Here is a 6,830-nt window from a genome sequence, read left to right as displayed (position 1 = left end):
TCGCTGGTCAAAGGGCTGTTCGCCGGCGCCTTGGGCTTTGCCTTTTCAACCGTCGGGATCGCCCCGGTCGACGCCATTCGGCGTTTCACGTTCGACCTGCCGAGTCTTAACGGTGGCTTCGCCATGCTTACCGTCATGATCGGCATGTTTGCGGTCTCCGAAGTGCTGAAATTCGCCGAGAGCGCCCGCTCAAGCCACCGTGCCAAGCCACAGAACATCAGCATGAAAGGCGTGAAAGGGTTTGGTTTTTCCATCAAGGAGTTCATCAGCCAATTGCCGAACGCGACCCGCTCGGCGTTCATCGGCCTGGGCATCGGGATCCTGCCGGGCATCGGCGCTGGTACCTCGAACATTGTTTCCTACATCGCGGCAAAAAAGCGCTCAAAGCACCCGGAAGAATTCGGTAAAGGCTCCATCGAGGGCGTGGTTGCCAGCGAAACCGCGAACAACGCCGGTATTGGCGGTGCGATGATCCCGCTTCTGACCCTGGGTATTCCCGGAGACACCACCACGGCGGTGATGCTTGGCGGCTTCATGATTCACGGCATCCAGCCTGGCCCGCTGTTGTTCATCAGTCAGGGATCGCTGGTCTACACCATCTTTGCCGCGCTGATTCTGGCTTCGTTGCTGATGTTGGTGCTGGAGTTCTACGGACTGCGCATCTTCATCAAGTTGCTGGCGGTGCCCAAGCACATTCTGTTGCCGATCATCCTGGTGCTCTGCGTAGTCGGTGCGTTCGGCCTCAACAGCCGCATCTTCGACGTCTGGGCGGTGCTGCTGTTCGGCCTGATGGGCTATGGCTTCGTCAAAGGTGGACTGCCGATTGCGCCGTTCATCATTGGCTTCATCCTCGGCCCTATGGCGGAAACCAACCTGCGGCGCGGTCTGATGCTCTCGGATGGCAACTTCAGTGGTTTCCTCACCACGCCGATCTCGGCGGTCTTCCTGGCCCTCGCAGCGGCGTCTGTCTCCTGGCACCTGGTGACGGTGATCCGTCACAAGAAAAGTGCCGCCATTGAGCTGATGCGCAGCTAGTTCATCTCAATCGGTCGCTTCCACTGCTGCAACGCACGATGTGCGCTGCAGCAGCCGAATTCAAACGCCGGAGACAGTCATGCAAAACCCCAATTCTCTCTCTTCGGCCGATCTCGACCCGATGGCCTGGGAGACGTTGATCCAAAGCGTCGAGCAAGTGGTCGGCGCGGCGGGGCTGGTGCGTGATCCTGAACTTATGCACAGCTACCTGACTGACTGGCGTAACGCTTACCAAGGCCGGGCCGCACTGGTGGTGCGCCCGGCCACAACCGAAGAAGTGGCGGCGGTGGTGCGGCTTTGCCATGACGCCGGGGTTGCCTTGGTGCCGCAGGGCGGCAATACCGGATTGTGCGGCGGCTCGATCCCGGATTCGTCTGGTCGTCAGGTGGTGCTGTCGTTGACCCGGATGAAGCGCATCCGCGAAATCGACCTGGCCAATGAAACCATAACGGTCGAGGCCGGGGTGATTCTGCAGCAGTTGCAAGAAGCCGCTAGCCAGGCCGGTCGCTTGTTCCCGCTGTCACTGGGGGCCGAAGGCAGTTGCACGGTGGGCGGCAATCTGGCCACCAATGCCGGCGGCACGGCCGTGCTGCGTTACGGCAACATGCGCGAGCTGACCCTGGGACTTGAGGTGGTATTGCCGGATGGACGTGTCTGGCACGGCTTGCGAGGTTTGCGCAAAGACAACACCGGCTACGACCTCAAGCATCTATTCATTGGCTCGGAAGGTACGCTTGGGATTATCACGGCGGCGGTGCTCAAGTTGTTTCCGGCCACCCATAGCACGGCCACCGCTTGGGTCGCACTGCCCACGCCGCAGGCCGCGGTGGACTTGATCGGGCATATTCGCAGCCTCTGCGCCGACCGTCTGACGGGCTTTGAGATGATGTCGCGCCAGAGCCTGGAGTTCGTCCTGGATCATGTGGCTGGTTGCAGTGACCCCTTGCAAGGGCCGCACCCGTGGTACGCCCTGATCGAATTGCGCGACACGGTGCCCGACGCACCTTTGGACCTGTTGCTTGAAAGCGGCCTGGGCCATGCATTTGAGACCGGGTGGGTGATCGATGCCGTGATCGCCAGCAACCAGACTCAGGCTGCGGCATTGTGGGCTCTGCGCGAAGGTATTTCCGAGGCGCAGAATCATGAAGGTCCGAGCCTCAAGCATGACATCAGCGTGCCCGTCAGCCAGATTCCGGCGTTCATCGAGCGTACCGATAGCGCCTTGCAACAGGCGTTTCCCGGCGTACGCATTGTTTCTTACGGTCACATGGGGGATGGCAACCTGCACTACAACATCAGCAAGCCGCTGGGCCATGCCGATGCCCCGTTCAAGGCCCAGGAACAAGCGATCATGCAGGTCATCTACCAGATGACGAGCGCTTTCAATGGCAGCATCAGTGCCGAACATGGTCTGGGGCAAGCCAAGCCGGACGCGGCGGCCCATTTCAAGGATCCGCTGGAGATCGAGTTGATGCGTGCCATCAAGCACACGCTGGATCCGACCGGGTTGATGAACCCCGGAAAGGTGTTTGCCACCGGGCTGGAGTGATCGATCCTGCCTCTGCTAGCCTGCCTCAATCATGGCAGGCCGTCGGCCTTTAGGGCCACTCTGCCGCTTTCAGACACTGGACATGGAACGGCTGAATGACTCAGATAAGCACCAAAGATCGCGTGCGCATCAAGAAAGTCGAAGTGCTCTCGGACAACTGGTACGTGCTGCGCAAAACTACCTACGACTACCTCGGCCGCGATGGCCAGTGGCGCGAACTGGCCCGCGAGACCTACGATCGGGGCAACGGCGCGACCATCCTGTTGTACAGCAAGGCCAAGCAAACCGTGGTGCTGACCCGGCAGTTCCGCTTCCCGGCCTTCGTCAATGACCACGATGGTCTGTTGATCGAAACCTGTGCCGGCCTGCTGGATAACGACGACCCGCACACCTGCATCCGCAAGGAAACCCAAGAGGAAACCGGCTATATCGTCCAGGATGTACGCAAGGTGTTCGAGGCATTCATGAGCCCAGGGTCGGTGACAGAACGCTTGCATTTTTTTGTCGGCGAATACTTCGACGAAGATAAACAGCATGAGGGCGGCGGGCTGGAAGCCGAGGGCGAGGAGATCGAAGTGTTGGAGATGTCTCTCGACAAGGCGCTGGGCATGATCGAAACCGGGGATATCTGCGACGGCAAGACCATCATGCTGTTGCAGTACGCCAAGCTGCATGGGTTGCTGGATTAGCCTGCTTCATTGATCAATTCAGCCCAGGACGATGTAAGGCGCAGCGTAGGTCATTGGCTGCGCGATTTCATTCAACTGGACTGGGCGTCACTGTCTTCCTGGACGAGGTTCAGGTAATCCGAGGGTTCTGTCTGCTCCGGCAGTTCGGTCACGACACTGAAGTCACTGATTTCGATGGCGCCCACCCCGTGCCCCAGCAGATGGAAAGAGAAGGCCTTGCGGGGTTGCGGGTTATCGAAACGGATGTTCATCACCAGCGGCTGTTCGGGCGTCACCGCCACTTCCGTCGGCAGGTCGATCGCTACATCCTGCTCGAACTCTTTGGCCTTGAGGGAAATATAGGCCGCATTGTCCGGACCCAGGGCGCGGATGGTCAGGCTGACGCGGGTCTGTGAGCCCTTGGGCATCTCCAGGTATTGGGCACCGATCAGGTTGTCGGTCCAGTCGTTGGTGATCTGGGCCGGAAGCGGGATTTGATCGGCGCTGCCAAACTGATAATGCTGGTTGAGCGGTGTATGGAGCAGGGTGCGGTCCAGGGCCGTGGCCCGCGCGCTGATCAACCTGGCCCGTTGACCGCTGTATTGCCCGCCGTAAGTGGCGCGCTGCGTGATGAAACCTTCGCTGGTGTAATAGCGGCAGCGCTGCAGGAAATCGCATTCGGTGAAAGTGCTCTTGCCATCGTGGTAGCGCAGCTTGCCGTTGGTGAACGACATGATTTCCCGGCCCGTTGCGTAGTCCCGGAACAACGAGCGACCGGACAATGACTTGGGCACTTTGAAACCGAAGTAATCGAGGACCGAGGCGCTCAGGTCCACATGACCGTAGACCCCCGACTTGACCCGGGGCAATGGCTCCGGCGCCAATGTCAGGTTGAAACCCCAGGATGACGCCAGGCGTACATCGTCGATGCCGTGGGATTCGTCCGAGGTGATGATCACCAGGGTGTCTTTCAGCACGCCTTGGCGTTCCAGCCCCGACATGAAGCTGTCCAGTGCGTCATCCAGGTAACCGACGGCCGCCTGCTTGGTGGTGTCGTAGCGTTGCAGGTAGTCATCCGGCGCTGAGTAGGGCTGGTGCGTGCCCACCGTCAGCAGCGTAAGCATCCAGGGCTTCTTTGCCTTTTGCAGTTGCCCGACGTAATCCAGCGCGCCCTCGAAGAATGTCTTGTCGTCCTTGCCCCAAGGGAATTCCAGATAGGCAGGTTTGGTGAACCAGTCCATGCCCAGGGTGGTGTCGAAGCCGATGTGCGGCATGATCCGGTCCTTGGCCATGAACCGCAGGCCCGCACCTTGCAGGAAGTGCGTGGAGAACCCGTTGCGGCGCAACTGGGCCGGCAGGCAGGCCTGGTTGCGCCGGCTCAGGTTCAACATCTCGACGCCTTTGGGCGTGCCGTCGTCGAATTTGTCGTAGTCGCCACACAGCATCGAATACAGGCCACGAATGGTCTGATGGTTGTGCAGGACGTAGTCGGGTGTATTCATGCCGCGCTTGGCCCAGGCACTGAGGTGCGGCATCAGGTCCTCCTGATAGCTGCTTTTCAGGGCCTGACGGTTGACGCCCACGTAGGCGCCAGGAACGCCTTCCAGGGTGATGATCAGGACGTTGCGGGCCCGGCCCGGTGCAGGCAGGATTTTCTGGCCTTCAAGATCGAGCCGGGTAAGCCCCTCCATGGGCGGGGTTTGAACCACTGCATCATCTTCAAGCCATAGCTGGGTACGATCCTGCCCGGCGGCAACGGCTGCCGTGACGAGTTGGTGGGGAAGATTGAACAGGTTCCATTGGTCTGCCTCACTGGGTCGCCAGGTTTGCACCACACTGTGGCTCAGCAAAAGCACTACCGGCAGCGCCCAGGCGTGGCGCGGCAAGCGAGGCGCCATATACAACCGGCGGGGCCATTGGACGATCAGCCAGACCATCAACGCGACCAGTTGCACCCCTGCCAGCCAGGGATGGGCGAAGCCGCCGCTGGTGGAGTTTTCGACGAATTGCGGGTCGGTCAGGTAATGCAGGTCCGATGGGGTGGGCATGCGCCCGACAGCACTGACCAGTTCGATGCTGGCCAGCGTCAGCATGCTCCAGATCAGCAAAATGGGTAATGCCACCCACCAGGGACGACGGTAAAGCAGCACGACCAGCAACCCGCCCATGCCCAGGTCAGACAGATAGCCCAGCGGATCGGACCATCCCAGCGAGAGGCGCAGGCCCATGGGGATGATTAATACACATCCGGCCAGGGCGATGAGAGGGGCAAGGGGGTGCGTGAAGCCGCGGTAAAAAACATTCACAAAAAGGGGCCTTCCGATGGACGCCAGTCAGGCACGCATCTTGTGGACACGGGCTTGCGAGCAAGCCCGTGTCCACAAGACCTACGCCATGGTTCGAGTCATTAAGTTGTCATGAAAGTATGCTCGATGGTACCAAGCATAGTCGCAATTGACCGGGTCGATGTGCCGATGCCCGATCGCGTTGCGCTGTGGTTCGCTGGCGCAGCCCCCTACAATGGCGGTGCGGCGCTGATTTGAGGTGCGCAGCCAACTTGTATCAAGGTTTCTCATTGGGGGATGAATGGACAGGTTTCAGGAAATGCAGGTTTTTGTCGCCGTGGCCCAGGACTCCGGTTTCTCGGCGGCTGCGCGACGCCTGGGCCTGTCGGCGGCCAGCGTCACACGCGCCGTGGCGGCGTTGGAGCAGCGTATCGGTACGCCCTTGCTGGTGCGCACCACCCGCAACGTATACCTGAGCGAAGCGGGCCAGCGCTTTCTCGAGGACTGCCGCCGAATTCTGGCGGATTTGCAGGAAGCCGAGGATTCAGCGGTCGGCAGTCACGCCCAGCCCCGCGGGCAATTGACGATTACCGCCCCGGTGCTGTTTGGTCAGTTGTTTGTCACGCCGGTGCTGGTCGATTACCTGCAGCAATTCCCCGAGGTCGGCATCAATGCCTTATTGCTGGACCGTATCGTCAGCATGGTCGAGGAGGGCATCGACATTGCCATACGCATTGGCGAGTTGCCCGACAGCAGTCAGCACGCCGTGCGTGTGGGTGAAGTACGACGGGTGGTTTGCGGTTCCCCTGATCTCTTCGCTCGCCATGGCCGACCCGCACACCCGCAGGATCTGGAGCACATGCCGGTAGTCGCCTCATCGGCCACCGGTCAGATCAGAAACTGGACGTTCATCGACGCAGGGCAACCGCTCTCTGTGCGACCCGCGCCGAGACTGGTGGTCACGGCCAACCAGGCCGCAATCACGGCGGCCTGTCAGGGGTTGGGGTTGACTCGGGTCTTGTCTTATCAGGTGGCGGGCAACGTTGCCAACGGGGAACTGGAGATCGTTCTGGCTGACTTCGAACTGCCGCCCCTGCCGATCCATGTGGTGTACCAAGGTGGACGCAAAGCGCCGGCGCGAGTACGCAGTTTTGTTGACTTTACCGTCCGTGCATTGCGTGAGCACCCGGCCTTGAAAGGCTGAGACATTGTTTCGCTGTTTGAAACAATGGATTGCATATTCGGGTGATTCTCTAGTCTTCAGTCGAAGCGGAAGATGACCCCATCGACGCC

5 protein-coding genes are annotated in these 6,830 nt (G+C 60.3%); 4 read left to right on the top strand and 1 reads right to left on the bottom strand.

The features are described from left to right. The 3 genes from GSM73_RS02115 to nudK form a co-directional block, all read left to right on the top strand. The coding region (locus GSM73_RS02115; RefSeq protein ID WP_256676650.1) for a tripartite tricarboxylate transporter permease at positions 1-1,035 on the top strand (1,035 nt) is incomplete at its 5' end. 121 nt (positions 1,036-1,156) lie between these two features. Continuing rightward, on the top strand, positions 1,157-2,584 hold the full coding sequence (locus tag GSM73_RS02110) for an FAD-binding oxidoreductase (RefSeq protein ID WP_160891506.1): 1,428 nt from the start codon (positions 1,157-1,159) through the stop codon (positions 2,582-2,584). A gap of 95 nt (positions 2,585-2,679) precedes the next feature. Continuing rightward, entirely contained in the window at positions 2,680-3,273 is a 594-nt protein-coding gene (gene nudK, locus GSM73_RS02105; RefSeq protein WP_047226655.1) for a GDP-mannose pyrophosphatase NudK, read from the top strand. A gap of 71 nt (positions 3,274-3,344) precedes the next feature. Here the strand turns inward: nudK and GSM73_RS02100 are convergent, their stop codons facing one another. Beyond that, on the bottom strand, positions 3,345-5,558 hold the full coding sequence (locus GSM73_RS02100; RefSeq protein WP_178129654.1) for an LTA synthase family protein: 2,214 nt from the start codon (positions 5,556-5,558) through the stop codon (positions 3,345-3,347). 280 nt (positions 5,559-5,838) lie between these two features. Here GSM73_RS02100 and GSM73_RS02095 point away from each other — a divergent pair, with 280 nt between their 5' ends. Beyond that, a complete protein-coding gene (locus GSM73_RS02095; protein ID WP_047226657.1) occupies positions 5,839-6,741 on the top strand; it encodes a LysR family transcriptional regulator in 903 nt (300 codons plus the stop codon). Positions 6,742-6,830: the final 89 nt, after the last annotated feature.

It is taken from the genome of Pseudomonas sp. PICF6 (assembly GCF_009831705.1).
Taxonomy (GTDB): Bacteria; Pseudomonadota; Gammaproteobacteria; order Pseudomonadales; family Pseudomonadaceae; genus Aquipseudomonas; species Aquipseudomonas rhizophila.
This window is presented reverse-complemented; position numbering and strand designations above follow the sequence as displayed.